This is a genomic window from Nocardiopsis sp. TRM 82005 (genome assembly GCF_056312425.1).
Map to the genome: position 1 here is coordinate 251,588 of NZ_JBWDTQ010000005.1, position 23,805 is coordinate 275,392.

Annotated in this window: 19 protein-coding genes and 1 pseudogene; 4 read left to right on the top strand and 16 right to left on the bottom strand. The window is 71.5% G+C overall.

What is annotated here, in order from left to right:
- Positions 1-127: 127 nt before the first annotated feature.
- From AC0T5L_RS03655 to AC0T5L_RS03675, 5 genes are all read right to left on the bottom strand, one after another.
- Complete coding sequence (locus AC0T5L_RS03655; protein WP_476163898.1) at positions 128-886, bottom strand: iron ABC transporter ATP-binding protein; 759 nt, start codon at positions 884-886, stop codon at positions 128-130.
- Positions 883-1,887: an iron chelate uptake ABC transporter family permease subunit gene (locus tag AC0T5L_RS03660; RefSeq protein WP_476163899.1), complete on the bottom strand. Its 1,005-nt coding sequence runs from the start codon at positions 1,885-1,887 to the stop codon at positions 883-885. The genes AC0T5L_RS03655 and AC0T5L_RS03660 overlap by 4 nt, the downstream gene beginning before the upstream one ends.
- Positions 1,874-2,899: an ABC transporter permease gene (locus AC0T5L_RS03665; RefSeq protein ID WP_476163900.1), complete on the bottom strand. Its 1,026-nt coding sequence runs from the start codon at positions 2,897-2,899 to the stop codon at positions 1,874-1,876. The genes AC0T5L_RS03660 and AC0T5L_RS03665 overlap by 14 nt, the downstream gene beginning before the upstream one ends.
- Before the next feature lie 4 nt (positions 2,900-2,903).
- Complete coding sequence (locus AC0T5L_RS03670; RefSeq protein ID WP_476163901.1) at positions 2,904-3,851, bottom strand: siderophore ABC transporter substrate-binding protein; 948 nt, start codon at positions 3,849-3,851, stop codon at positions 2,904-2,906.
- A gap of 412 nt (positions 3,852-4,263) precedes the next feature.
- Positions 4,264-6,741 (bottom strand): PEP/pyruvate-binding domain-containing protein, encoded by a 2,478-nt coding sequence (locus AC0T5L_RS03675; protein ID WP_476163902.1) that lies wholly within the window; start codon positions 6,739-6,741, stop codon positions 4,264-4,266.
- A gap of 215 nt (positions 6,742-6,956) precedes the next feature.
- On the opposite strand from AC0T5L_RS03675, the gene AC0T5L_RS03680 reads away from it, so the two are divergent.
- Both AC0T5L_RS03680 and AC0T5L_RS03685 read left to right on the top strand, forming a co-directional pair.
- Positions 6,957-7,322, top strand: coding sequence for a hypothetical protein (locus tag AC0T5L_RS03680; protein ID WP_476163903.1), 366 nt, complete (start codon positions 6,957-6,959; stop codon positions 7,320-7,322).
- Positions 7,323-7,337: 15 nt separating this feature from the next.
- Positions 7,338-7,817 (top strand): hypothetical protein, encoded by a 480-nt coding sequence (locus tag AC0T5L_RS03685; RefSeq protein WP_476163904.1) that lies wholly within the window; start codon positions 7,338-7,340, stop codon positions 7,815-7,817.
- Between the two features lie 46 nt (positions 7,818-7,863).
- Here AC0T5L_RS03685 and AC0T5L_RS03690 read toward each other — a convergent pair.
- The 5 genes and pseudogenes from AC0T5L_RS03690 to AC0T5L_RS03710 all read right to left on the bottom strand — a co-directional run bounded on the left by AC0T5L_RS03690 (position 7,864) and on the right by AC0T5L_RS03710 (position 14,615).
- Positions 7,864-8,578, bottom strand: a pseudogene (locus tag AC0T5L_RS03690) (class I SAM-dependent methyltransferase).
- 10 nt (positions 8,579-8,588) lie between these two features.
- The gene (locus AC0T5L_RS03695; RefSeq protein ID WP_476163905.1) at positions 8,589-8,960 is read right to left on the bottom strand and encodes an STAS domain-containing protein; all 372 of its coding nucleotides are present in this window, start codon (positions 8,958-8,960) and stop codon (positions 8,589-8,591) included.
- Between the two features lie 352 nt (positions 8,961-9,312).
- Entirely contained in the window at positions 9,313-10,359 is a 1,047-nt protein-coding gene (meaB, locus tag AC0T5L_RS03700; protein WP_476163906.1) for a methylmalonyl Co-A mutase-associated GTPase MeaB, read from the bottom strand.
- 81 nt (positions 10,360-10,440) lie between these two features.
- Entirely contained in the window at positions 10,441-12,663 is a 2,223-nt protein-coding gene (scpA, locus tag AC0T5L_RS03705; RefSeq protein WP_476163907.1) for a methylmalonyl-CoA mutase, read from the bottom strand.
- The gene (locus tag AC0T5L_RS03710) at positions 12,660-14,615 is read right to left on the bottom strand and encodes a methylmalonyl-CoA mutase family protein (RefSeq protein WP_476163908.1); all 1,956 of its coding nucleotides are present in this window, start codon (positions 14,613-14,615) and stop codon (positions 12,660-12,662) included. The genes scpA and AC0T5L_RS03710 overlap by 4 nt, the downstream gene beginning before the upstream one ends.
- A gap of 137 nt (positions 14,616-14,752) precedes the next feature.
- Between AC0T5L_RS03710 and AC0T5L_RS03715 the strand changes: the two genes are divergently transcribed.
- Positions 14,753-15,247, top strand: a complete 495-nt coding sequence (locus tag AC0T5L_RS03715) for a DUF4184 family protein (RefSeq protein WP_476163909.1) — start codon at positions 14,753-14,755, stop codon at positions 15,245-15,247.
- Complete coding sequence (locus AC0T5L_RS03720; protein WP_476164094.1) at positions 15,148-15,615, top strand: DUF4184 family protein; 468 nt, start codon at positions 15,148-15,150, stop codon at positions 15,613-15,615. Before AC0T5L_RS03715 ends, AC0T5L_RS03720 begins: the two co-directional genes overlap by 100 nt.
- Before the next feature lie 9 nt (positions 15,616-15,624).
- Here the strand turns inward: AC0T5L_RS03720 and AC0T5L_RS03725 are convergent, their stop codons facing one another.
- The 6 genes from AC0T5L_RS03725 to AC0T5L_RS03750 form a co-directional block, all read right to left on the bottom strand.
- A complete protein-coding gene (locus AC0T5L_RS03725) occupies positions 15,625-16,026 on the bottom strand; it encodes a spore-associated protein A (protein WP_476163910.1) in 402 nt (133 codons plus the stop codon).
- 17 nt (positions 16,027-16,043) lie between these two features.
- Positions 16,044-17,699 (bottom strand): serine/threonine-protein kinase, encoded by a 1,656-nt coding sequence (locus tag AC0T5L_RS03730; RefSeq protein WP_476163911.1) that lies wholly within the window; start codon positions 17,697-17,699, stop codon positions 16,044-16,046.
- Positions 17,700-17,846: 147 nt separating this feature from the next.
- Positions 17,847-22,247, bottom strand: coding sequence for an FtsK/SpoIIIE domain-containing protein (locus AC0T5L_RS03735; protein ID WP_476163912.1), 4,401 nt, complete (start codon positions 22,245-22,247; stop codon positions 17,847-17,849).
- Between the two features lie 102 nt (positions 22,248-22,349).
- Positions 22,350-22,646 carry a WXG100 family type VII secretion target gene (locus tag AC0T5L_RS03740; RefSeq protein ID WP_476163913.1) on the bottom strand — a complete coding sequence of 99 codons (297 nt, stop codon included), beginning with the start codon at positions 22,644-22,646 and terminating at the stop codon, positions 22,350-22,352.
- Between the two features lie 155 nt (positions 22,647-22,801).
- A complete protein-coding gene (locus AC0T5L_RS03745) occupies positions 22,802-23,449 on the bottom strand; it encodes a hypothetical protein (protein ID WP_476163914.1) in 648 nt (215 codons plus the stop codon).
- Positions 23,450-23,474: 25 nt separating this feature from the next.
- Positions 23,475-23,804 (bottom strand): hypothetical protein, encoded by a 330-nt coding sequence (locus tag AC0T5L_RS03750; protein WP_476163915.1) that lies wholly within the window; start codon positions 23,802-23,804, stop codon positions 23,475-23,477.
- Between the last annotated feature and the right edge of the window lies 1 nt (position 23,805).

Genomic DNA, 23,805 nt, shown 5'->3' on the forward strand with positions numbered 1-23,805 from the left:
TCGAACCGATTCGAGGAGATGTTACGCACCACACCACCCCGGCGCAACGCCACTAGCACCGCCAGAGGACACGGGACGACGTGGCCAGGAGAGCGCGACGGCCCCGGGCACCGCCTCCCCCCTCGGGTCACCGGTAGTACACGCCGATCCGGGAGCCCGCGACCTCCTCCACCCGTACTTCCAGGTCGAACACGTCCTTGAGCACCTCGGGCGTCATGACCTCCTCCGGGGTGCCGGTGTGGGCGACCTGGCCGTCGCGCATCGCCACGATCCGGTCGGAGTAGGCCGACGCGAAGTTGATGTCGTGGATGACGATCACGATGGTCCGGCCGAGCGTGTCGGCGGCCCGGCGGATCTGCCGCATCATCGACACGGCGTGCTTCATGTCGAGGTTGTTCAGCGGCTCGTCGAGCAGCACGTAGTCGGTGTCCTGGCACAGCACCATCGCCACGTACGCGCGCTGGCGCTGGCCGCCGGAGAGTTCGTCCAGGAACCGGTCGGCGAGCGGAACCAGGTCCAGGAACCCCAGGGCCGCCTCGACCCGCGCGTGGCACTCCGCGGTCAGCCGGCCCTTCGAGTGCGGGTAGCGGCCGAAGCGGACCAGGTCGCGCACGGTCAGCCGGGTGGTGAACCGGTTCTCCTGGCGCAGGATCGACAGCTTCCGGGCCATGTCCCGGCCGGGTGCGGAGGCCACGTCCGCCCCGTCGACGGTCACCCGTCCCCCGTCGGCCCTGAGCAGGCGGCCGATGATGGTGAGCATCGTGGACTTGCCCGCGCCGTTGGGCCCGATGATCGAGGTGACGCCGCCGCGCTCGATCCGCAGGCTCACGTCCCGCAGGACGGTCTCGGCCCCGTAGGCCTTGGTGAGGTCGGTCAGTTCGATCAACGCGCGGCCTTTCGCAACAGGAAGTACAGGAACAGGGCGCCCCCGGTGAACTCGATGACGACGCTGAGCGTGCCCGCGTGCCCGAGGAGGTGTTCGAGGACGAACTGACCGCCGACCAGGGCGCACAGGCCCACGAGGAAGGCCACCGGAAGGACGTACCGGTGCTCGTGGCGGCCGGTGACCTGGTAGGCGAGGGTCGCGGCCATGAAGCCGAAGAAGGTCATCGGCCCGACCAGCGCGGTGGACACCGCGGTGAGCAGGGCGACGGTCACCAGGATCCGGAGGGCCGCGCGGGTGTGGTCCACCCCCAGGCTCACGGAGGTGTCCCGGCCGAGCGCGAGCACGTCCAGCAGCCGGTGCCGGCGCCACACCAGGACGCCCACGAGCACGACGACGACCGCCACCCAGGGCAGCAGGTCGGGATCGGCGCGCGTCAGCCGGGCGAACAGGCGGCCCTGTAGGGCGGTGAACTCGTTCGGGTCGAGCAGCCGCTGCATGAGCTGGGAGAGGCTGGTGAACAGCACCCCCAGGACGATGCCGACCAGCAGCATCAGGTGCAGGCTGCCGATCCCGCCGGTGAACAGGCGCTTGAACAGCAGCAGCGCGAAGAGCACCATCAAGGCGGTCTGCGCCAGGAACGCCGCCACCGGCGGCAGCGCGCTCAGCCCCGCGACGCCGAACACGAAGACCAGGCAGGTCTGCACCAGGACGAACAGGGACTCCATCCCCATGATGGAGGGGGTGAGGATGCGGTTGTCCGTGACCGTGTGGAACAGGACCGTGGAGACCGCGCCCGCGAAGGCCACCACGAACATGGTGAGGACGACGGTGGATCGGCGCTCGACCACGTAGGCGACGTCACCGGTCACCCCGTAGGCCAGGTAGGCGGCCGTGCACACGGCGGCGACCGCGGCCAGCAGCGCGATCCTCGCCCAGACCGGGAACCGGCGGGCGGGGGCGGCCCCGCGGACGGGAGCGGCGGAACGCTCAGCGACCGGCATGTGGACTCCTCCGCAGCAGCATGAACAGGAACACGGCCGCGCCCACGACGCCCAGGACGCTGCCGACGGGGATCTCGAAGGGCATGCGGATGGTCCGGGAGAGGATGTCGCAGAACACGAGGACACCACCGCCGAGCAGGCAGACCCAGGGGACCCCCCTGCGCACGTGGTCGCCGACCGCCATGCTGACCAGGTTGGGCACGATGAGGCCGAGGAAGGGCAGGCTCCCGACGACGGACACCACCACGCCGCTGACGACGGCGACGATGCCGACGCCCAACGCCATGACGGTGCGGTAGTTCAGTCCGACGCTGACCGCGATGTCGCGTCCGAGCCCGGCCACGGTCAGGCGGTCGGCGATGAGATAGGCGGTCAGGGCGAGGAGGCCGACCAGCCACAGCTGCTCGTACCGGCCCCGCATGACCCCGGAGAAGTCACCGGACTGCCAGACGCTCAGGGTCTGGAGGAGGTCGTGGCGCAGGGCGACGAAGGTGGTGACCGAGCTGATCACCGCACCGAGCATGATGCCGACCAGGGGGACGACCAGCGAGGACCTCAGGGCGACGCGCCGGAGCACGCCGAGGAACAGGGCGGTGCCGACGAGTGCGGCGACGCAGGCCGCGCTCATCTTCACGGGCAGCGGTGCGCCCGGGAAGAAGAGCGTTACCAGCAGGACGCCGAGGGCCGCCGACTGTACCGTGCCCGCGGTGGAGGGCTCCACGAAGCGGTTCTGGGTGAGCATCTGCATGATCAGGCCCGCGACGCTCACCGCGGCACCGGCCAGCAGCAGCGCGAGGGTGCGCGGGACCCGGCTGACCAGGAACAGGTCCCGGGTGTCCGGATCGGTCAGGAGCAGTGCCGGGGTGATGTCGCCGGCGCCGACGAACAGGCTGGTCACGGACAGGGCCGAGACAGTGAGTACGGCGAGGGCGAGGACCGGGCGCGGGGTACGCCCGCCCGGGGAGGGGGCGCTTCGCCGTTCCCCGGGCGCGGCGGTGGTCGTGGACGTCACCGGATCAGGAGAGGGCGCCGTCGATGTCGTCCATGGTGTTGAGGTGCGCCTGGACACCGCCGACCAGGTACAGCTCCGCGGAGTCGAGGTAGAGGATCTGGTCCTCCTGGGCCGCGGTGGTGCGGTCGACCAGTTCGTTGTCGAGCACCTGCTCGGCCGGGGAGGCGCCCTCCGTGCCGATGGCGCTGTCGCGGTCGATCACGTAGAGCCAGGCGGGATCGGCCTCGGCCAGGGCCTCGAAGGACATGGCCTCGCCGTGGCGGGCCTCCTCGTTGACGACCTCGATGGCGGGCTCCAGGCCGAGGACGTCGTAGAAGAAGCCGAAACGGGATCCGGGGCCGTAGGCGCTGATCTCACCGGCGTTGGACATGAGGACGAGGCCCTCACCCGCCTCGGCGACCTTGGCGCCGACCTCATCGACGCGGCTCTCGAACTCGGTGACGAGGGCGTCGGCCTCCTCGGCCCTGTCGAAGATCTCACCGTAGGCGGTGGTGCGATCGGAGATACTGCCGAGGATGTCGGCGGAGTCGAGGGACATGTCGATGGTGGGAGCGATCTCGGCGAGCTCTCCGGTGACGGCGGAGCTGCGCCCGCCGCTGATGACCAGGTCGGGGTCGAGAGCGGCGACGGCCTCGAAGTCCGGCTCGAACAGGGAGCCGACGTTGGCCACGTCGTCGCTCTCGGCGTAGTCGGCGAAGAGGGGCGGGACGACGTCGGCGGAGGGGATGCCCGCGACATCCACGTCGAGGGCGTCGAGGATATCGAGTTGGGCGTTGTCGAAGACGACGACGGTCTCGGGGTTCCGGGAGATCTCGATTCCACCGTTCTCGGCCTCGACGGTGACGGTCTCGGCCGGTTCCGTGGTGTCCGCCTCCGTCTCCGTCGAACATCCGGCCAGGACCAGGGCCGAGAGGGGGATCAGGGAGAACAGGGAGAGGGAACGTGGGGACACGACGGCTCCAGACACAGGGGAGCCCCACCGAAGTTCGGCAAGGCTTGGCTTACTAAGGCAAGGCTAAGGTTACACACCCCAGAAAAGGACAAACAGCCACCCTCCGGTTGTTAGGCGCCCATTGCTCGGCCGGGGCGGTGACACCGCTGGCCACGAACGGGCGCCCGTAGAGCTGGCAGCGGTGGCCCGCCCCAGGGGGTTGGGTAGAACATGCAAACCGGTCCCGACCCCAACCACGCACCCGTAGAGCGTCCAGAGGCGGGTAACCAAGACTGTGGTGACGCGCCAGCCCGGGCCCTACGGGTGCCTGGCTGAGGTCGGCCGGAAGCTCTACCAAACCCCCTTCGGCGGGCCACCGCTGGAAGGACCGACCGGGACGACGACTGTGAACCCCGCCTATCTGCGCGACCTCTCAGCCCCGCGGCTCCTCGGGTCCTTCCTGGTCCTCCAGCCGGATCGTTCCCGCGCCGCCGTCGATGGTGATCCGCTGGCCGTCGCGAAGCAGCTCGGTCACGTCGGGCACACAGATCACGGCGGGAATGCCGTACTCCCGGGCGACGGTGGGCCCGTGCGCCATGGTGGAGCCGGTCTCCACCACCACCCCTCCGGCGGTCATGAACAGGGGCGTCCACCCGGGGTCCGTGGTCTGCGCGACCAGAATCTCTCCCGGCGCCAACGAGGCCCTCGCCGGATCGTGGATCACCCTGGCCGCACCCGTGGCGGTTCCGGATGAGGCGGGCACACCGATGAGCTCCCCGTCCCCTCCCGCGGGGAGGGCGGGCAGTGCGGTCTCCACGTCGGTGCCGTCGGACAGCAGAACCGGGGGCACCCGGCGGCGGCGCCGCTCGCGCAGGTATTCGGCACGGCGCTCGGCGACCAGCGGACGCTGGTCAGCTCCGTCCGTCAGGGCGCGCGCCTCCGAAAGACTGAGGAACATGATGTCGTCAGGTCGGTCCAGCCGTCCCTCCCCGGCCAGCTCCGCACCGGCCAGGAGGAGCTGGCGGCGTGTCTCGGCGATCGCGTACAGCCAGGCGAACTTGGGATACTCCCGCATCCCGGCCAGGGCGCGCGCACGTCCGAAGAAGAACTCCGACAGGCGTGCGCGGACCGGCCGGGTGACGAGCGCCCTCCTGACCAGGACGTCCCGCGTGTGCTCGGCCTCGGCCACCGCACGGGCGAACCTGCGGTCGGGCGCCTGTTCGGGGTCGGCCACCCGTAGGTAGTTGGCGATCACCGCGAACAGGGGTGCCGGGTCCTCCGACCAACGGGGCACGCCGACGTCGATCTCGGCGGCGCCCCGGTGCCCGTACCTCTCCAGGAAACCGCCGAGACCGATATCGGGGAGCGTTCCCGCGCGGTGGCGCTCCGCCAGCTCCTCCGGCGGGGTGTCCCGGAGCAGCTCCCGGTGCTCGCGTGCCCCGACGGCCAGCCGCCACAGCGCGAGGTCCATCTCCGTGGTGACGTTGTGCGGCATCCCGCCGAGGACGGCGGCGACCTCACCCGGTCGCGCGATCCCCCTGAGCAGCAGCTCGGGTGCCTTGGCGGCGAGGAGGCCGACGTACAGGGGACCGAGCATCGAGGTCACCCCGCCCGTCATCGCCTCACTCTGGCCGGCCATCGCCTGCTCCAACCGGTCCCGGGCCGTGACCACGTGTTCCGGGGGACGGGAGGCCCGCTGCCGGATCTCCTCGCCCATCCGCAGGACGCGGCGCCTGGAGTCGTCGGGGTCGGCGAGCGCGTCCAGGCCCTGGGCGAGGAGGTCCTTGACGAGCGGCAGTACCCCCGCGACGATCCTGGCCGCCGTGCGCGGGTCGACGCCTCTGCCCGGGCGCGGGGCGAAGCGGGGATCGTCCAGGAGGGAGCGGATGGCCGCCGAGGCACGGGGACCGTAGAGGGTCATGGAGCCCGGTAGTGAGCCCCGGATCCAGCGGTTGCGGATGAAGGGGGTCAGGTCGAGGTAGAACCTGCCTCCCACGGGGACCATCATGCCGCCCTCGCCGTCGGGATCGGGGGCGACGCCCAGAGACTCGAACCACGCGGAGGCGATGAACCTCAACCCGGACATGCCCATCGGTGTGAACGGGCGGAGCATGCCCTGCATGTGTCCGCCCTCGAAGTAGACGCGGGGCCCGTCGTCGTGGTGGGGAGGTAGCGGGAAGAGGGTGGTGATCGCCCGGGACTGGAGGACCCAGAGGACTCCGTCGCGGTCGAGGGCCCACTCGATGTCCTGGGGCGGACCGAACCGGCCCTGGAGGCGCTCCCCCACCGCGCGGAGCGCTTCCACCCCGCCTGGGGACAGACACCCGTCGCCGGGGCCCTCGGTGGCCCCGTCCGCCGCCACGACGTAGTGGTCGGGTCGGACCGTGCCGTCGACCACGGCGGTGCCGAGGCCGGGGACGGCGTCCACGACGGTCTCGCCGCGGGTACCGGTGACGGGGTTCGCTGTGAACAGCACGCCCGCGGCCCGGGGTTCGACCATGCGCTGCACGACGACGGCCATGTGCGCCGCGTCGTCGTCGATACCCCGGTCCCGGCGGTAGGCGACGGCGCGTGCGGACCACAGGGAGTCCCAGCACCGCCGGATGGCCGTGAGGAGATCGTCGATCCCCTCGACATCCAGGTAGGTGTCCTGCTGGCCCGCGAAGGAGGCGTCCGGGAGGTCCTCGGCGGTGGCGCTTGAGCGCACGGCCACCCGTCCGCCGCCGAGGGACTCGTAGGCGGCGGTCACCTCACCGGTCGGCAGCGTCCCGGAGCGGTGGGCCTCGGTGGTCACGCAGAAGCCCGGTGGGACGCGTTCTCCGGCGGCGATCACCTCTCCCAGCCCGACGGCCTTGCCGCCGACCAGATCGATCATGCCCTCGTCGATTCGGTCCAGTCCCACCACGAGCACGGCGTCACCTCCGACTGTCCAGCCGCCTTCCCCCATACTCCTCGTCGGAGCGACGGTTTTCCATGGGATGCCACGGCCTGTGGAGAACTCCGGTGACCGAACCGCCGTCTCAGGGCACGAAGGCGGAGGGGCCGCGGACGGCCGCTCCCCGTACCGGTCCGGAAGCCGCCCGACACTAGGGTCTGGTCTGTCCCGCTCCCCGAGAAAGGCCCCGGATGTTCCCTGTCGCCCTCATCATGTCCCTCGGCTTCGAGAGCCTCTACCTGCTGGCCGGGATCATCGTGCTGATCCTCGTCGGCATGGTGCCCGCCGACCGGAGGGGGTTCGTCGCGGCGGCCGGCGTACTGATCACCCTCAGCGCCCTCGGCGACGTCCTCATCCAGGGTTGGAACTACTACTCCCTGTACCACGGGACGGACTCCCCGGTGTCCCTTCCCCTGGTCTCCGTGCTGCGCTTCGTGCTCACGCTCGGATTCGTCGGAGGCCTCCTCTCCCTGGTGCTGGCCGCTACCATGCGCCCCGCCGGGAAGGCGGCAGCCCCGTCTCCGCGCTCCGGTCCGCACGCCTCCCCCACCCGCTGACACGAGGAGTCCTCCATGTCCTACTTCTTCTACGGCTTCGGCCTGGCCTTCTACGTCACGGTGGGGATCACCGCCCTCGTCCGCGCTCGCCGGGCGTCCTCTCCGGGAGCCGTCCGGACCGCCGGAGCCCTCCTGGTCGTCACCGGGATCGTCCAGGGGGCGTACATAGCCGTCTCGCCCCTCCTCATGAACCTCGCGCTGTCCCCCGACGTGGCGCTGCTGGTCGTCATGTGGAGGAACAGCGCCATGGAACTCCTCTACGGGCTGATGGTCACCGGCGCTCTGGTCGCGCTCATGGTCGCGGTGATCCGCTCGAAGTCCGCCGCCCGCACCGGCCGTCCCGCCGCCGCGGGCCCGCGAGCCGGGTTCGCCCACACCGCCGGGCACCGCGACGGAGGAGTCTTCGACGGTGCTTCCGGCGACGGAGGCAGTGACGGTGGAGGACTCTTCGGCGGAGGGGGAGGCTTCGACGGCGGCGGGGGCGGTGGCGCCTGAGCCGCGTTCGAGCGGCCGAGCCGCCGCGAGAACGCTCCCACGGGGTTCAGGCGGGGCGCGTGTACACCAGCGAGTAGCGCCAGAACAGCAGCCGCCGCAGCCGGGCGCCGGGCAGACGTCCGGCGGTCTCCACCGCGATCTCGCGCAGGCTCATCCTCGGTTCGCGCACGGGCATCTCGGCGGTGGGGCCCACGCCGTGGAGGTCGGGCGTACCGGTGAGCAGGCGCCCGAGGCACATGCCGACCCCGATGGCCCACTGCGGCCCCAGAGCGGCCAGGCTGGCCGCCAGGTCAGCCGTGTCCTCTTCCCTGTACAGGCCGAGGACGGCCAGTGTGCCGCCGGGTGCGAGGGCGGCGGCCATCCGTTCGAGCGAGGGCCCGAACGGCATGTGGTGGATGCTGGAGACCGCGCTGACGAACCCGTATCCCCCCGGGGCCGGATCCGCCTCCTCCAGGGAGGCCACGCGGTACTCGACCGGCAGCCGCGAAGGTGTCCACTCTGCGGAAAACCGCGCGCGAAGCGCGACCGTTGAGGGTGGTGGAGGGCGACGGGCGGGCAATGGAGATGATCCGCGGCTCCGGATCGATCGCGTCGACGGTGACGCCACGGGCGGCCAGCACCCGGGCGAACCTGCCGCCGCCGCACCCGACGTCGAGCGCGCGGGTGCACCGCGGGGGCACGTGTCGGAGAAGGTGGTCGTGGTAGTGGCTGTTGTGGTCCCAGGAGATGCCGACGGGACCCGGAGGGAGGGCTCGGCTCATAGGCCGAAGGCTATCCAGCCTGGCGCTTGGCCTCCAGAGCCTCCATCGCGGTCACCGCGGTGGCCACGGTCTGGTGGACCGGTACCTGTCGATGCAGGCCGACCAGGCGGACGACCTTGGTGACGCGTTCGTTGAGCGCTGCCAGCGCCAGTGATCCGCCCAGCTCGCGGACGGTCCTGTAGGCGTTGATGACGACGTTCAGGCCGCTCGAGTCCATGAAGTCCAGACCCGACAGGTCCAGGATCAGCCAAGGACCGTGGTCGTTGATCGCGGACTGGATGTGTTCCTGGAGGTCGGCGGCGGTCGCGATGTCGAGTTCTCCCTCGATCGCGACGATGACGCTGCGGCTCTCTACCCGCGTGCTCAGCCCAAGCCTGTGCACGTTCACTCCTCCCGGCCCCACGTTGAGATGGTGAGGGGTCCCTTCGTTTAACCATACGCAGACCGGCGGACCGCGCCCACCCGATCCGGTGCCACTCCCACAGAACCGAACCAGCGAGGGGAGAACGCTTACACGTCCGCGAACCTGGTAAGTCGTTGGACACACACGGTATAAGCGAACTGCCCTTTCGGGAATGGCATCCCGGAAGAAATTTTCGCCTCGTGGGCACGAACCCTACCAAAGGTGACCGGTATGGCATGTTTACCGTGGGTTATTTCACGACATGGAATGCACCGAAAGCACATGCTCATCGACCATTGACCCGTTCAGCAGTGAATCGGTCACTGAGTGTTCATCCACCCGGCGCACGGTCACCCCGCGTGAAGGAGTCCAAAAGCGCGCGTGCGGCCAGAGTGGCCGTGATCTCCCCCGAGCGCACATCGGCCTCCATCCGAGGAAGGAGCTCCGCCACCCCCGGATCGCGCAGGAAGGTGTCCATCAGCCGGTCCCGGACCTGGTCCCACATCCAGCTGACCCCCTGGCGGCTGCGGCGCTCGGCCAGCGCGCCGTCGCGCTCCAGCACCGCGCGGTGCTCCACCACGGTGTCCCACACCCCGTCCAGCCCGTCACCGGTCATCCCGCTACAGGTCAGCACCGGCGGACGCCAGTCCGGGTGCACCGGCTGGAGCAGACGCAGCGCCCGCGACAGCTCGCGGGCCGCCTTACGCGCGTCGTCGGCGTGCGGGCCGTCGGCCTTGTTGACCGCGACCACGTCCACCAGCTCCAGCACGCCCTTCTTGATGCCCTGGAGCTGGTCGCCCGTGCGGGCCAGCGTGAGGAAGAGGAAGCAGTCCACCATGGCGGCCACCGCGACCTCGGACTGGCCGACGCCCACGGTCTCCACGAGCACGACGTCGAACCCGGCCGCCTCCATGAGCAGCATGGTCTCCCGGGTGGCCCGGGCGACCCCGCCCAGGGTCCCCGCCGTGGGCGAGGGGCGGATGAACGCGTCCGGGTCCACGGCCAGGCGTGCCATCCGGGTCTTGTCACCCAGGATGCTTCCGCCGGTCCGCGTGGAGGAGGGGTCCACGGCGAGCACCGCCACCCGGTGCCCGGCCCCGGTCAGCCTGGTGCCCAGCGCGTCGATGAACGTGGACTTGCCCACGCCGGGGACTCCGGTGATCCCGACCCGGTGGGCCTTGCCGGTGTGCGGCAGGAGCCGGACGAGCAGCTCCTGCGCGGCTTGGGCGTGGTCCGGGCGGCGTGACTCCACGAGCGTGATCGCGCGCGCCAGGGTGGGCCGGCGGCCGGCCAGGACCCCTTCGGCGAGGGCGTCCACATCCACCGGACGGCGCGTCCCCGAACCGCGCGCCCCCGGCGCGGAACCCCGGTTGTCCACGCTTTCGTCCCCCTCACGGCCCTCGGGCCACGTGTCCGCCGATCCGGCCGCTCCCGCGGCCGCCGTCCCGTCCGAGCCGTTCTACCCCAGCCGTTCCTCCAACTGGTCGAGCAGGTCGACGGCTGCCTCGGCGATGACCGTCCCGGGCGGGAAGATCGCCGACGCACCCGCCTCCCGCAACGACTCGAAGTCCGCCGGAGGGATGACCCCGCCGACCACGATCATGATGTCCTCGCGGTCGAGCCCGGCCAACTCCTCACGCAGGGCGGGGACCAGTGTGAGGTGCCCGGCCGCGAGCGAGGACACCCCGACCACGTGCACGTCGGCCTCCACCGCCTGGACGGCGACCTCGGCCGGTGTCTGGAACAGCGGGCCGACGTCCACGTCGAAGCCCAGGTCGGCGAAGGCGGTCGCGATCACCTTCTGGCCGCGGTCGTGCCCGTCCTGGCCCATCTTCGCGACCAGGATGCGGGGACGGCGGCCCTCCGTCTCGGCGAACTCGTCCACCCGACGGGTCACGCGGTCCATGAGCCCGGCCGCGTCGGTGCTGCCCGACGCCTCGTCCCTGTACACGCCCTGAATCGTACGGATCTGGCCGGAGTGGCGGGCGAAGACCCTCTCCATCGCGTCGGAGATCTCGCCGACGGTGGCCTTGGCCCGGGCCGCGTCGACCGCCGCCGCCAGAAGGTTGTTGCTCAGGCCCCCGTCCGCCCTGGACTCGCGCCCGGCCGCCTCGGTCAGCGCGTCGAGCGCGGCGCGCGTTCGTCCCTCGTCCCGCTCCTCGCGCAGACGGCGCAGCTTCTCCAGCTGCTCGACACGCACCCGGGAGTTGTCGACCTTGAGGACCTCGATCTCGTCCTCGGTGTCGGGGCGGTACTTGTTGACGCCGATCACCGGCTGGCGGCCGGAGTCGATGCGCGCCTGCGTGCGGGCGGCGGCCTCCTCGATGCGCATCTTGGGCAGTCCCGCGTCGATGGCGGCGGCCATGCCCCCGGCCTTCTCCACCTCCTGGATGTGCGCCCACGCCTTGGCGGCCAGCTCCTGGGTGAGCCGCTCCACGTAGTAGCTGCCGCCCCACGGGTCCACCGCGCGGGTGGTGCCGGACTCCTGCTGGAGCAGCAACTGGGTGTTGCGGGCGATGCGCGCGGAGAAGTCGGTGGGCAGGGCCAGCGCCTCGTCCAGGGCGTTGGTGTGCAGCGACTGGGTGTGGCCCTGGGTCGCGGCCATCGCCTCCACACAGGTGCGGGGCACGTTGTTGAACACGTCCTGGGCGGTGAGCGACCACCCCGAGGTCTGGGAGTGGGTGCGCAGGCTCAGCGACTTGTCCTTGACCGCGCCCAGGTCCTTGACCAGGCGGGCCCACAGTAGGCGGGCGGCGCGGAGCTTGGCGACCTCCATGAAGAAGTTCATGCCGATCGCCCAGAAGAACGACAGGCGCGGCGCGAACGCGTCCACGTCCAGCCCGGATCGCTGACCGGCGCGAATGTACTCCACTCCGTCGGCCAGGGTGTAGGCCAGTTCCAGGTCGGCCGTGGCCCCGGCCTCCTGCATGTGGTAGCCGGAGATGGAGATGGAGTTGAAGCGCGGCATCCGCTGCGAGGTGTAGGCGAAGATGTCGGAGATGATCCGCATCGACGGCTGCGGCGGGTAGATGTAGGTGTTGCGGACCATGAACTCCTTGAGGATGTCGTTCTGGATGGTCCCGGACAGTTTCTCCGGGGGCACACCCTGCTCCTCTGCGGCCACGATGTACAGCGCCAGGACGGGCAGCACCGCGCCGTTCATGGTCATGGACACGCTCATCCTGTCCAACGGGATGCCGTCGAACAGCTGACGCATGTCGTAGATGGAGTCGATGGCCACGCCCGCCATGCCGACGTCGCCCGCCACACGGGGGTGGTCGGAGTCGTAGCCGCGGTGGGTGGCCAGGTCGAAGGCGACCGACAGCCCCTTCTGCCCGGCGGCCAGGTTGCGCCGGTAGAAGGCGTTGGACTCCTCGGCGGTGGAGAACCCGGCGTACTGGCGGATCGTCCAGGGCTGGTTGACGTACATGGTCGGGTAGGGGCCGCGGAGGTAGGGCGGGATTCCCGACATCCCGTCCACGAAGTCCAGGCCCTCGCGGTCGGCGGGCGTGTACAGCGGTTTGACCCCGATGCCCTCGGGGGTCTCCCACTCCAGGGCGTCGGCGGCCTTGCCGGTGCTGGCCTCCAGGGCGCTCTGCCAGGCGGCCGAGCCGCCTCCCGGAGAGGTGCTCTCGGAGAACCCGGGAAGCTCCGGGGCCACGGTGGAGAAGTCGGGGATCATGTGTGCGCCCCCTGGGCTGCGGCGGACGGTTCCGGTGGATCGGTGATCAGGACGTCGACCAGGTCGGTGAGGAGGGCGACGGCGTCGCACCCCCGGTGGGCGAAGGCGTCCACCCCGGCCTCACGGTAGGTGTCGCGGGGCGTGCCCGCGAGCAGTACTCGGCGTGCTCCGGCACCCTTGAGCGCCCGCACGACGGCCTCTGCGTGCTCGACGTACAGCTCGTCGGAGGAGCAGATGACGGCGACGCGGGTGCCGGACGCGGCGAAGGCGTCCGCGACGGCGGCGGCGCCGTCGAGCGGGCCGGGCTCCTGGACCGCGATGCCGCCCGCCGCGAGCAGGTTGGCGGCGAAGGAGGCGCGGGCCGTGTGCGCGGCGACCGGGCCCAGCGTGGCGAGGAAGGCGGTGGGCCGGTGGCCGGTGTCGCCCGCCTGGGTGTCGCTACGGTCGCGCAGGGTCTCGTAGTCGTCAGCGTAGCGGCGCACCGGGAAGCCGCCGGGGACCGGCGCGGTCGGACGGGACCGCGCCGCAGGCGTCGTTCGGGGGTCGGCGGGCCGGATCAGCGGCACCTCGTCCGCGTTGGGGAACTCGCTGACGCCGGTGAGCGGGGAACGCCGGTGCGCCAGGTCGAGGCGGCGGCGTGCCCACACCGCGTCCACGCGCTCGCGCAGCAGACCGTGCTCGACGGCCTCAGCGGCCCCGCCCGCGGCCTCCACCTCCTGGAAGAACGCCCATCCCGCCCGGTACATGTCGCGGGTGAGCGCCTCCACGTAGAAGGATCCTCCGGCGGGGTCGATGACCTGCGCCAGGTGCGACTCCTCGATCAGGAGCGACTGGGTGTTGCGGGCGACGCGGCGGGCGAAGTCGTCTGGCAGGCCCACGGCGGAGTCGAAGGGCGCGACCGTGACCGAGTCGGCGCCGCCCACACCGGCGGCGAAGCAGGCCACGGTGGTGCGCAGCATGTTCACGTGTGGGTCGCGGCGGGTCATCATCGCCTCGGAGGTGGCGGCGTGCAGACGCATGGTGCGCTGGTCGGCGGGCACGCCGCTGGCGGCCAGTACCTGGTTCCACATGGCGCGGACGGCGCGCAGCTTGGCGATCACCGAGAACTGGTCGGCGTTGGCGGCCAGGCGGAACTCGACTCGCCGAGCGGCGTCGGGCAGGTCCAGCCCGGCGGCGTGCAGGGCGCGCAGGTAGGCGGTGCCGGCGGCGATGGCGAAACCGAGCTCCTGCCCCTCGGAGCCGCCCGCGTTGTGCACGAGGGTGCCGTCGGCCACGACCAGCCCCAGGCCGGGACGGCCCTGGGAGCGGTCCACGGCGAAGCGGACGGGGTCCATGACGTCGGGGTGCTCACCGGCCCGTGCGGCGGTGGTGATGGGGTCCACGCCCAGGTGGGAGATGATCCGGCCGTCGGGTACACCGGCGTCGGCGTGGGCGTCGAGCAGCGCGGTGGCGGTGTCGGCGTAGTCGGCGCCGGGGTCCAGGGCCACGGGTGCGAGGTCGAGGTGGACGTCGGTGAGCGCCTCACCGAGCGCTGAAGCGGGCAGGCCGGTTCCGCCGACGGCGATCCACAGGGAGCTGACGCCGTTCATGAGGTCGCTGTGCAGACGTCGCCGCAGGACGGCCGGATCGGCGTCGGTGTGGCGTGCGCGGATGTCCCAGCCCTGGGAGACCCCTCCGCCCGGCCGGTAGCCCCGGGTGAAGGGGGCCAGGCCGGGGAAGCCGGGGTCCGCGGCCGAGGAGTCGAAGGTGTGGAGGGGCTCGATGTCGAACCCGTCGTAGGTGTGCGTGGCCAGTACCGACTCGGGTGCGTCGGCGAGCCGTTCCTCGGAGACACCGCTCTTGCGCAGCACTGCCGCGACGAGTTCGCGCCACCGCTCGTACGTGGCGGCCGGGAACCCCTCGGCCAGGTTGGGGGCGCCGGATCCGGCGGCTCCGCTCTCAGGGACGTCCATATATCGGATGGTAGAGAATCGCATTCGATTCCGGAGCCCCGGGGTGGGGCGCGTGAGGCGCGGGAGGGCGTGTCACACGCCACTTCGGGGTCATGCTGTGATGTAGCCCACACTCCGGGCGGGGTGCGCCGAACCAGGTGTTCAACGGAGCGATCGAAGGCATTCACCCGGCCGCCCCAGCCCGGGACGGAGGCCCTCGTCCGGAGGCCCTCCGCCACGACCCTAGGACGACGTTGCCCTTCACCCTCAGCCACGCCGCCGCGGTCCTGCCCCTGGCGCGCACACGACTGCCGCTGGCGGCGCTGGTCGCCGGTTCACTCGCGCCCGACCTGCCGTACTACCTGCCTCTGCCCCTGGCCGCGACGACCACGCACGGGGCCGCCGGGCTGGGGACGGACGTACTGCTCGGAGGTGTCGCGCTGGCCGTGTACGTGTACGTACTCCGGGCTCCCCTGTACGCGCTGGCCGGGCGGGTGCCCGCGCCGACCGCCCGGGCCCCCGGTCCGCGCGGGAGGCGGTACGCGCCGCGGGGCTGGCCGCCGCGGCCCTCGCGACGGGCTCGGCCACCCACATGGCCTGGGACTCCTTCACCCAGACCGGCGGCGTCCTCGTACGCTCGTGGCCGGTGTTGAGCACCCCGGTGGCGGGCCCGCACCTGCTCTACAACATGTTGATGTACATCAGTTCCGCGGCCGGTCTGGCCGCACTGGCGTGGTGGGTCCACCGGAGGCACGGCCACCGCACTGGCGCGGGCCGCGCTGGCTCCGACGCGGACCGCGGCGGCCCGGAGGCGAACGGCCGCGTGCGCGCGGCGGCGCTGGCGGCCGTCGCGGTGTGCGCGGTCGCGGGGGCCGTGGCGGGCGGCCTGTCCGAACGCGCGGCGGTGAGCGGCTACGACCTCGTGCGGTGCCTGCTCGTCGGCGCCCTCACCGGAACCGGAGCGGGCCTGGCCGCGTGGACGGCCGTATGGTGGGCCCGGCTCCGAGGGGCGGGGCGCTGACGCGGCGGATCAACCGCAGTGGGTTCCGTTGCGCACGACCCACTCGTCGCCGATCACACCGCCCCAGTCCACGCACTGACCAGCGGCCTCGACGTAGACCGGACCGGCGTACTCCGTCCAGTTGCCCGGGTCGGTCTGCCATGAGGTGGAGTTGCTGCGCTTGAGCGCCACGTCCATGTTCATGGCGCTGCCCGGGCTGGACCGCACCACCACGGCGCAGTTCCTGCCGTTGGCGTTGTTGTAGGTCAGGAAGACGGTGCCTCCGCTGATGGCGGTCTTGTTGATCTCCTCGTACCCGCTACCGCACTGGTCGCCGTAGGAGGCGGCGGTGGCGGGCGCGGGGTTGGCCGACATCACGAGCAGGGCCAGCCCTAGCGCGGCGGCGGCCCTGCGGACGAGGGTCTTCGACATGTCTCTCCCGTTCACGGTTACCAGGGCGGGGTGCCCGTGCCGCTGGTGCGGTGCTGCTCCACCAGGCGGGTGATGGTGACGGTTCCGTCATCGGCGGTGGTGTAGGTGATCTCGGCTCTGATGGTGCGGTTGCCGTGATTGACGTAGCTGGTCAGGGCCGAGGGGCTGGAGGCGACCGACCCGGTACCGCCGTCGCCGACCGAACCGCCCTCGCTCTGGCAGAAACTCCACGCGCACACCACGGTGGCGCCGTCGAGCCGCGCGTACCGGCCGGAGCCGCCGGAGGGCTGGAAGGCCACGACGTGGTCCCCGGACGGGCGCGTGCCGCCGACGCCCACCCCGGCTCCGACCGTGGCCGTCTCGGTGACGGGCTCACCGCTCCCTCCGGAGTCGTCCTCCTCGTCCTCGTCGTCCTCCTCCGGGGCCTCGGACGCCTCTTCGGAGGGCTCCCCGGACGGGTCCTCGGAGGGCGGCGCATCCTCCCGGGGCTCCTGGCCCACCGGGCCCGGGCGGCGCTGGTCCCCGGCGGCGTCCGCCGCCTCGGCCTCATCAGCCGGGCCGTCTTCGAACCAGGCGGCGACGGGCAGGGAGTCCCAGTTGTCGGCGAGGGCCACACCGCCCGCGCCGAGCCCCGCGAGCAGGACCAGGGCGCCCACGGCGGCACCGACCACGGCCAGGACCCTGCCGACTCGGCCGGAGCCCCTGTCCGGGGCCACCGGGAACTCTCGTTCGGGTGCCGCCTGCACGCCCTGCCAGTTGCGGTCAACCACCGCGGCCATGACACCGTCGGCGGCCGCGGCGGAGTCCACGGGGGCGTAGGAGCGCCCAGGGGCGCCTGCCGCGACCACGCCGCTGACCAGGTCCAGCGCGGTGGGCCGCTCGGAGACCTCCTTGCTGAGCGCACGGGCGGCCAGGTCGGCGAGCGGGCCGGTGAAGCCCTCGGTGTCCGGCTCCCCGCTGATCACCCGGTGCGCGACGGCTGCCGGATCCCCGGTACCGAACGGCGGACGCCCCGTCGCGGCGTAGGTGATCAGGGCGCCCCAGGCGAAGATGTCGTCGGAGGTGCTGGCGGGCTCGCCCCTGTAGTGGTCGGGGCTGATCCAGCCAGGCGATCCCAGCACGGAACCGGTACGGGTGAGCGCGGTCTGGTCGATCGCCCGGGCCACGCCGAAGTCCAGGACCCGCGGGCCCTCCGGCGACAGGACGATGTTGGCGGGCTTGAGGTCGCGGTGGGCGATGCCGACATCGTGGATCTGGGCGAGCGCCTCGGCCACACCGGCCGCCAGGCCGAGCAGCAGCTGCTCGTTCAGCGGGCCGTGTTTGCGCATGTAGGCGCTGAGCGTCATCCCCCGCACCAGCGGGGTCACCAGCCAGGGCCGCTCGGCCTCGGTGTCGGCGGCCAGCAACGGCACCGCGCAGGCACCGCCCACCCGGCGCAGCAGCTCCACCTCACGGGCGAAGCGGGCCCGGAACTCGGCGTCGGCGGAGTACTCGGGGTGGATGAGCTTGACCGCGACCAGTTCCCCGCTCTGGTCGCGGGCCGCGTACACCACGCCCATACCGCCCGAGCCCAGGCGCCTGAGCAGACGGTAGGGGCCGATGCGCGCGGGATCGGAGGAGGTCAGAACGGTCGCGGTCGCGGGGAGAGTAACGGCTGAGGGGTGCGTACTCACGATCGGCTCACAGGTCTCGTTCAGGGCGGGGTGCGGTGGGAGAGGCGGGCCCTTCCCAGGGGCGGGGGAGGAACGGGACGCTCGTGGGATATCCGGAGCCTAGCTGGTCCGGCCGGACCGCTTCGCCGAGGGGACGGCCGGATCCGGTCAGGGCATCGGCACCCTCACCTGTTGGATGCGCCCGTCTCCCAAGTGCAGGTAGGCGGTACCCGGGGTGAGGCGGGGACTGGACACGCCCTTGGGCAGGCGCAGGCCCAGCACCTCGCCGTCGCTCTGGGTCTGTGGTGAGAGCAGGGCACCCACGCGGTTGCGCTTGAGATGGACGTGCCACCCGTTGAAACCGCCCTGGAGGGCCTCGTTGGTGCCCGCCGCGACAATGCCCCACCCGGCTCCGACCATGCCCCGGGCGATGCGGGTGAACTCCTTGCCGAGGTCGCTCTGTAGCAGGAGCTCGGCGTCGTCGATCACCACCGCGGCGGTCTCACCCCCGAACCGGCCGAGCGCCTCGTGCAGCTGGGACAGCTTCGGCTCGGCGGCGTCCAGGACGGCCTGCACGCCCGGTTGGCCGCGCAGGTCCGCCAGGCGCGAGCCGCGCGGGGTGACCAGCAGCAGCTCGGTGCCGCCCTCCAGCAGCGACCTGGCCATCAGGGTGAGCATGCTGGAGCGCCCGGACTGGGGCGGCCCGCTCACCAGGAACGTGGGGACGCGCGACAGGTCGGCGTTGATCGCGGCCAGCTCGTTGCCGCCCACGCCCAGCAGTGCGTGCAGCGGGCGGGCGGGCTCGGCCCGGTAGCGGGCCATGTCGGTGTAGGCGAGCTGGTCGGGCAGGACGTCCACCCGGAACGGCCGCGGCCCGGTCCCCTCCTGCGGACGCCGGGACACGAAGCCGGCGATACGGCCCACCTCGGCGCCCTGTACCGAGCCCTGCGGGTCGCGGTTGAGCAGGGCCAGCTGCACCTCCATGGCGTCCCCGGCCCGGAAGGCCCGGCCGTCGGGCACCTCCTCGGGCAGCGAGCGGGCGTTGAGCCCGGCCGCGCTGTAGTCGCCGTTGTCGTTGCAGCGCAGTACCAGCAGCTCCTCGGTGGTGGAGGAGTACTTGGTGCGGGTCAGGACGCGGTCACCCGTGGCCACGACATGCATGCCCACACCGGCACCGTCGCGCATGAGGGTGGTGACGTCCTCCACCAGCGCGCCGTAGTTGTACTCGCCGAAAGCCTGCTCGAAGGCGTCCACGCGGTCTATGAACACCACCAGGTGGGAGGGGCGCTCGTTCGGGGGCAGCTTGGCGCGCAGCTCCTCCAGGTCGGCGCAGCCGTGCGCGGCCAGCAGCTTCTGCCGCCGGTCCAGCTCGTCGCCAAGCATTCCCAGCAGGCGTACCACCCGCTCGCCCTGCGTGCGCTGGGCCACCGCGCCGCAGTGCGGCAGCCGCTCCAGCGGCAGCAGGGCGCCGTTGCCGCAGTCCAGGCCGTACATGTGCACGTCGCCGGGGTGGTGGGCCAGCGCCAGGGAGGCGGCGATCGTGCGCAGAGCCTGGGAACGGCCGGTGCGGCCCGAGCCCATGACGTGCAGGTGCCCCGTCCTGGTCAGGTCGAACGTGTAGGGGAACTGGCGCTGCTGGGCGGGCACGTCGACCAGCCCCACGGGGGCGGGCTGGATCCTGCCGTGCACCGCCTCAGGAGAGCGGCCCCGGAGCAGCTCGGACAGGGTGAGCGCGGTGGGCAGCGCGGGCAGCCACGGACTGGACTGGCGGCGCGCACCCGTCCGCTCGGCGGCCTCCTTGACCGCGCCGACCAGAACGGTCAGGTCGGTGACCTCCACGTCGCCGGCCTCGCCCTCGTCCTGCGCCGCCGAGGGCGCGGGCAGGGCCAGGTCCGACCACTTCACCGGGTGCGCGACCGGTTCGGAGGCGTCGGCCGCGGCCACGATCCGGCGCCCGCCCACCCGGCCGGACTGGAAGGGCAGCAGGGAGGTGTGGCCCAGGCGTGCGTAGGCCCGGCCGGGGGTGTCGATACCGATGTGCGCGGACTCGGGGGCGTCGATGACGTCGCGGCTCTCGTTCGCGTCGGTCATCCGCAGGGCGATGCGCAGGTTGGTGTTGGCGCGGATGTCGTTGGTGACCACTCCGCCGGGGCGCTGGGTGGCCAGGACCAGGTGGATGCCGAGGGAGCGGCCCCGCTGGGCGATGTTGACCAGGCCCTTGACGAAGTCGGGCAGCTCACGGGCCATGGACGCGAACTCGTCGATGACCAGCATCAGCCGGGGCATCTGCGGCATGCGCGGGTCCCGGTCCAGGAGTTCGAGGTAGTCCTCGATGTCCTTGGCCCCGGCCTTGGCCAGGATGTGCTCGCGCCGGTGCAGTTCGGCGCCCAGGGACACCAGGGCCCGGCTCACCAGGTGGGTGTCCAGGTCGGTGACCATGCCAACGGTGTGCGGCAGCTCCATGCAGTCCTTGAACGCGCTGCCGCCCTTGTAGTCCACCAGCACGAACGACATGGACTCGGGGCGGTTGACCGCTGCGAGGGAGGCCACCAGGGTCTGGAGCAGCTCGGACTTGCCGGAGCCGGTGGTCCCGGCGATGAGGGCGTGCGGGCCGTCCCTGCGGATGTCCACCGAGAACGGGCCGTCCAGGCCCACTCCGAGCGTGGCGACCGTGCTGCGGCCGCCCGAGGCCCAGTGGGCGGAGATGGCCTCGCCGTTCGGCGGCTCCAGGCCGATGACGTCGAGCAGGCGGGCGCTGCGCGGCAGCGATCCGCCGCTCTCGCCGACACTGCTGTCGCGCATGGGCGCCAGGGCACGGCCCAACCGGTCCACCCAGGCCGCGGAGGGGACGTCGGCGCGTACGTCCTCGACGTTGTCGTAGGAGGTGCGCCGCAGGCGCATGCCGTGCGGGGTGCTGCTGACGACGGCCTGGCACTCCTCGGGGAGCAGGCGCTCCTCGGCGTCCAGGCACAGGATGTAGATACCGGCCTCGGGGCCCTCGCGGAGCAGTTGGACCACTCCGGGCAGCGAGCGGGTGCGTCGGGCGCCGTCGAGCACCACCACGACCGCGGGCTGGTCGGCGAGGTCGCGGCGGGCCTGCTGGCGGGCCTCCAGGAGCATGAGCAGCTCCGAGACGCGGCGGGCGCAGGTGGTGGCGTCGATGCCGATACGGCCGAGCGAGAGTTGGGGGCGGTCGCCGCGCAGGTGGGGCAGGTAGCGGGTCCAGCGCCAGCGGTTGTGGTCGCCCTCCATGGACAGCAGGTAGACGTGCAGCTCGGCAGGGCTGTGCAGGGCGGCGAGCTGGGCGACCAGCCAGCGTTCCAGGGCCTCGGCGCCCTCGCCCCTCCCGGCCACGCCCACGACCCCGTTGTCCCTGACCGATACGCTCACCGGGACGTCGCGCATGTCCCAGGTGACGTCCCTGCGGTGGTCGTCCTTGGTGGGGTCGCTCAGGACCACCTGGGAGGGGATGCTCCCGGTGCCCACGCGCAGCTGGGTGAAGTCCTCGTCGATCTGGCGGCGTTCCCACAAGCGGGCGCGCGGGCCCGTGGCCATCAGCAGGACGGCCGCGGGGTCGGGGCAGGTGTCGCGGAGCTTGCGCTGTTCGGAGACGAGTGCGTCGCGGGCGTCCCGCGTGACGCGTTCCCTCTTCTCCTCGTACTCGGCGAGCTGCTTCTCGTAGCGGGCCCTGGTGGTGCGGCGCTGCATGATCTGCATGAACAGCACCGAGACGGGGGCGAGCAGGCCGATGAGCAGGTACTGGGGGCGGCCCATGATGAGTGCGCTGCCGACCGCCATGGTGATCGGCATGAGGATCATCATGATCAGCTGGACGATCGGCCGGTCCGGCGGCTCAGGCGGGCTGGGCAGCTTGAACTTGGTCTTGGTGGGCGCCGGGTGCAGGCGGGGCGGCCGGTTGTAGTCCAGGCCGGTACCGTCCTCTGAGGTCACCACGGAGGCGTCGGGCCGGTGGTTGGGCCACACCTCGAACAGGGTGCCGCCCAGAGTGAGCTGTTCACCCTGCGGCCAGACGGTACCGGGTTCGGCCTCGTCGCCCTCCAGGAAGCAGCCCGGTCCGCTGCTCGTGCCCACGATGGTGACGGTCGCGTCGGGCGCGACCCTGATCCGCGCCCAGTAGCCGTCGGAGTCCACGGCGAGCACGGCGGCCTCGTCGTCACCGACGACGTAGTCGCCGGGATCGAGACGGACCACGCGCCCGGCGTCGGGCCCGGAGACGACGCGGACCTCCACCACTCCGGGCGGCTCGCCCTTGACCGGGGCGGGGCCGCCCACACCGACCACCGAGCCGTCAAGGAACCCCGCGTCCGCCAGGGAGACGGCCGGGTCCACCGGCTGGTCGCCCAGGAACAGCGGCACGTCCTGGCCGGGGTCCCGGGGAAGGGTGCGCACCATCGGATCGATGACCCCGGAGAGCTGGCGCACCGTGGCGCTGGGGTCGGCGTCGACCAGGACGTCCATACGCAGTGCGGAGGAAGCCACGGGGCCGGTGCCGCCCGGTCCGTCCACGGTCGGACCGGTGGCTGGGGTCGCTGTGAAGAGGAGGCGCACGGTGGGGACTGCTTCCGGGTTGGTCGTCGTGTCGAAGGTGCGGGGGCGGCCCCCGGGGGTCGCCCCCGCCTTTCGCGTGGTGCCGGGACTCCGCCGCCGGGGTCAGCCCTTGAGGCCCTCGCCGAGCTTGTCGTCGGTTTCGCTGAAGGTCTCACCGACGGACTTGATGTACTTGCCGATGCCTTCGAGGCCCTTGTTCACGCCCTCGAAACCGGTGTTGAACTCCTCGAAGAACGGGCGGAAGTGCTTCTCGGCGGCGGGGGTGCTGTAGCCGTCCGAGATGAGGCCGTCGACCTTGCTCTTGATGCCCTCAAGGCGCTCGGTGAACTCGTTGAACTCCTGGATGAGGGAGGTCGAGGTCTCTTCGGTCTTGTCGCTGTCGACGTTGTACACGGGCATGTGTGCCTCCTGTCGGTCCGAATGGGTGGGTCCGGGTCGCTCGTGCCCGACCGGCACGGTCGCGGCGGGGCCGGGGCTGCCCCTGCGGGCACCATTGTGGTGGATACGTCCGCTGACGTGATGGTTCACCCCGGAAATCATCGGCACCGATCCGGTCAGGCTGTCCCCTCGACCTCGCGCTCCCAGAACCGCGCGGTACCGGTGATGGCGTCGAAGAGGTCCAGTACGTCCTCCGACTGGAGGGCGTTGGGGCTGGAGCAGCTGACCAGGATCCGCTTGTCCAGGCCGGGAGCGGCGAAGGAGGTGTGCATGACGACGGAGCGGACGACGGTGTCGTCCATCTCGTAGTCGGTGACACCGTAGATCCGGCCGCACTGGTCGGCTCCAGAGTCGGGGAGGTCGACCGTGGTCTTCCTCAGCCAGGTGCCCTCGCGTGCGACGGCGTCGTCGGAGTGGACGGACTCCATCATGCGGATCGGGTCGAGCGTCTGGGAGCCCTGTCCAGCTGGGAAGGAGAACACGCAGACGGTCGCCATGAAGAAGCCGTCCTCGTACTCCTCGAAGGTGCCGGCGGCCGAGAGCAGGCCGCCCCTCCTGGCGTCGCCGGTCACCTGGGAGATCTCGGCGAGCAGATCACTGAGCGCGTTCAGTTCCTCGGGCCGGTTCGCGTACATCTCGACGGCCTGAGCGCGCATCTTCGCGACCGCGTCACCGGTGAGGTCGTACTCCGTCCAGCCCTCGGGAACCGAGACGTCGAACCCGATGTCGGACTCGGGCACGCCCTCCTCGAACAGGTACGGCACGGCGGTACTCCTTCCTCGGTACTTGCTAGACGGCGAGCTGGCCGCCGTGCTGCGGCGGTCCCTGCTGGTCCTCCTCCAGGGCCTTGCCCAGCTCCGTGTCCATCTCGTGGAAGGTCGAGATAACGGGTTCGAGCGCGTTGAGCAGCTTGCCCAGGTTCTCAGACTGCCGCTCGTAGTTCTTCTTGCAGTCCTTGCCGTAGTCCTTGGCGGCGTCCACGAGCCGGCTCGGGCCGATGTCCTCGGCCCGGTCCTCGGGGCTCTCGACGTCCTCGCCCGCGAAATCGGTCTGGATGCGGCTCAGCGAACGCCGCATCTCCTCCAACGTGTCGGTGTCGATCCTCACCACTCTGGCCATC

Bases quoted from the DNA above. Each gene is read 5' to 3' on its own strand.
- AC0T5L_RS03660 (WP_476163899.1), bottom strand. From the start codon at position 1,887: ATGCCGGTCGCTGAGCGTTCCGCCGCTCCCGTCCGCGGGGCCGCCCCC.
- AC0T5L_RS03680 (WP_476163903.1), top strand. From the start codon at position 6,957: ATGTTCCCTGTCGCCCTCATCATGTCCCTCGGCTTCGAGAGCCTCTAC.
- AC0T5L_RS03685 (WP_476163904.1), top strand. From the start codon at position 7,338: ATGTCCTACTTCTTCTACGGCTTCGGCCTGGCCTTCTACGTCACGGTG.
- scpA (WP_476163907.1), bottom strand. From the start codon at position 12,663: ATGATCCCCGACTTCTCCACCGTGGCCCCGGAGCTTCCCGGGTTCTCC.
- AC0T5L_RS03710 (WP_476163908.1), bottom strand. From the start codon at position 14,615: ATGGACGTCCCTGAGAGCGGAGCCGCCGGATCCGGCGCCCCCAACCTG.
- AC0T5L_RS03725 (WP_476163910.1), bottom strand. From the start codon at position 16,026: ATGTCGAAGACCCTCGTCCGCAGGGCCGCCGCCGCGCTAGGGCTGGCC.
- AC0T5L_RS03740 (WP_476163913.1), bottom strand. From the start codon at position 22,646: ATGCCCGTGTACAACGTCGACAGCGACAAGACCGAAGAGACCTCGACC.
- AC0T5L_RS03750 (WP_476163915.1), bottom strand. From the start codon at position 23,804: ATGGCCAGAGTGGTGAGGATCGACACCGACACGTTGGAGGAGATGCGG.